The sequence below is a fragment of the Streptomyces bobili genome, from assembly GCF_002154575.1.
Taxonomy (GTDB): domain Bacteria; phylum Actinomycetota; class Actinomycetes; order Streptomycetales; family Streptomycetaceae; genus Streptomyces; species Streptomyces bobili.
On the sequence record NZ_MUBA01000455.1, the window covers coordinates 1 to 1,813 of the forward strand.

Below are 1,813 nucleotides of genomic sequence, written 5' to 3' on the forward strand. Positions count from 1 at the left end.
GCGAGGGCTGCCGCGACGAAGAGTTGCAGGGTGCCCCAGAGCCAGCCGGAGGGGATCAGGTCGAAGAAGCTTTTCTCCTCGTCCTGGTCCGCGGCGGAGGTGTCGGAGAGCGAGGGGAGGTACCAGACGAGATGAGGGCGGGAGCCGAGGAGTTGGAGGGCGAGGGAGGCGTTGCCCTCCTCGTCGAGGCGGTCGTTGTGGAAGATGTCGGGTGCGCCGAGGACGACGGTGTCGCCGTCGCCGGCGGGGTCCGGGACGCGCACCAGGGTGGCCAGGCGGTTGCTGGGGTAGCACTCGTCGGCGTCGGGGCGGGTGGTGGTGTAGCGGATGCCGCCGGTGTCGGCGCTGCCGGCGTTCTGTGCTGCGGGCAGCGCGCAGTCGGGGGCGAGGGTGGAGCCGCGGCTGGTGACCGGGTCCGCGGTGACGCCGGGGGCGAGGGTCTCGACGGACCAGGTGCCGGGGGCGACGAGGACCGTACGGCCGCCGGAATCGGCTGACGCGGAGCGCAGTTCCCTCTGCTGGCGTTCCGTCAGCAGGTCCGGTGCGGCCACCAGGAGGGTGGTGTCCTGGCTGGTCGCGGTGCGGGCCTCGGCCAGGGTGGTGACGACGCGGGTGGAAACGCCGTGGCCGGCGAGGAGTTCGGCGACGGCCCGGCTGCCGTAGGGGTCGCCGGAGCGGGGGTCGAGTGCACCGTGGCGGGCGTCGGAACGGAGGACCGCGAGGACTGCGGCGCCGGCCAGGAGGAGCACCAGGGCGAGGACGATGCCGCGCGAGCGGATCCACACCTGGCGGGGGGTGGGCGAGACCGAGGTGGCGGAGGGTGTGGCCTCGGTGGTCATTCGGTTCCCCGGCGGGTGTTCTGGGGGGCGTTGGCGGTGCTGTGGGTGAGTCGGGGCCTGGTGTCGTCCAGGTCGCGGTCGAGGCCGGCGATGCGGTGGTACGCCTGCTCGGTCGCGGTGCGGCCGCCGTAGGTGACGTCGTCGAAGTCGCGTGCGGCGGAGCGGAGTCGGGCGGTGTGGGCGGGAAGGGTGTGGCCGGCTTCGGCGGCGGCCTCGTCGGCCGTGCGGCCGGGGCGGATGTCGAGGAGGGCACGCTCCTCGAGGGAGCGGACGATGGCGCGCATGCGTTCCTGGACGGCCTGGTTCCAGTGGCCCTGGGCGGCGTGCGCTTCGGCGGTCGAGCGGTGGTCGGCGGCGCTGCGAGGGCGGTCGTCGAACAGGGCGGTCGCGGAGGCGGTTCGGGGGTGGGGAGTGCCGAGGCGCCACCACAGGGCGGCTACGACGGCGGCGACGGCCAGCACGATGACGACCAGGCCGAGCAGTCCGCCAGGGGCGGCGGTCGACGCGGCGCCGAACACGCTGCCGAGCCAGTCCCAGAAGGTGTTCAGGGCACGTTCGAGCAGGCTGGGGTCGTTCTCGTGGTAGAGCCGCTCGGACAGTTCACGGCGGGCCGCCTCGCGTGCCGGATCGCGGGGGATGGTCACCGGTGGTTCGCCGTCCGAGCGTGCCCACGACAGCGGTGAGCCGTCGGCCGCCCGCAGCAGGGCGTGCGTGACACGGTCGGCGGCGCCCGGCAGAGCTGTCCGTGCCGGGCCGGCCGTGCCGGGTGGTGACGGCGTGGGCGGGCCTGCCGCTGCCGTGGTGAGAACTCCCCCCGCGAGCCTCACCGCATCAGCTCCCCGGGGTGGTGCCGGGGGGCCCGTAGCCCTGGACGCCGGCGGCTCGGGCCAGGTCGAGGTCGAGGGCCTCGCGGCGGATGCGCTGGTCGACGTAGAGGAGCACGGCGACGCCCGCCGTGATCGGGAAGGTGATCA

General features: G+C 74.5%; 2 protein-coding genes. Both read right to left on the reverse strand.

All coding sequences use genetic code 11. The features are described from left to right. The coding region (locus tag BZL64_RS30040; RefSeq protein WP_086772302.1) for a DUF4350 domain-containing protein at positions 1-839 on the reverse strand (839 nt) is incomplete at its 3' end. After that, positions 836-1,666, reverse strand: coding sequence for a DUF4129 domain-containing protein (locus BZL64_RS30045; protein WP_086772303.1), 831 nt, complete (start codon positions 1,664-1,666; stop codon positions 836-838). The genes BZL64_RS30045 and BZL64_RS30040, both read right to left, overlap by 4 nt. Positions 1,667-1,813: the final 147 nt, after the last annotated feature.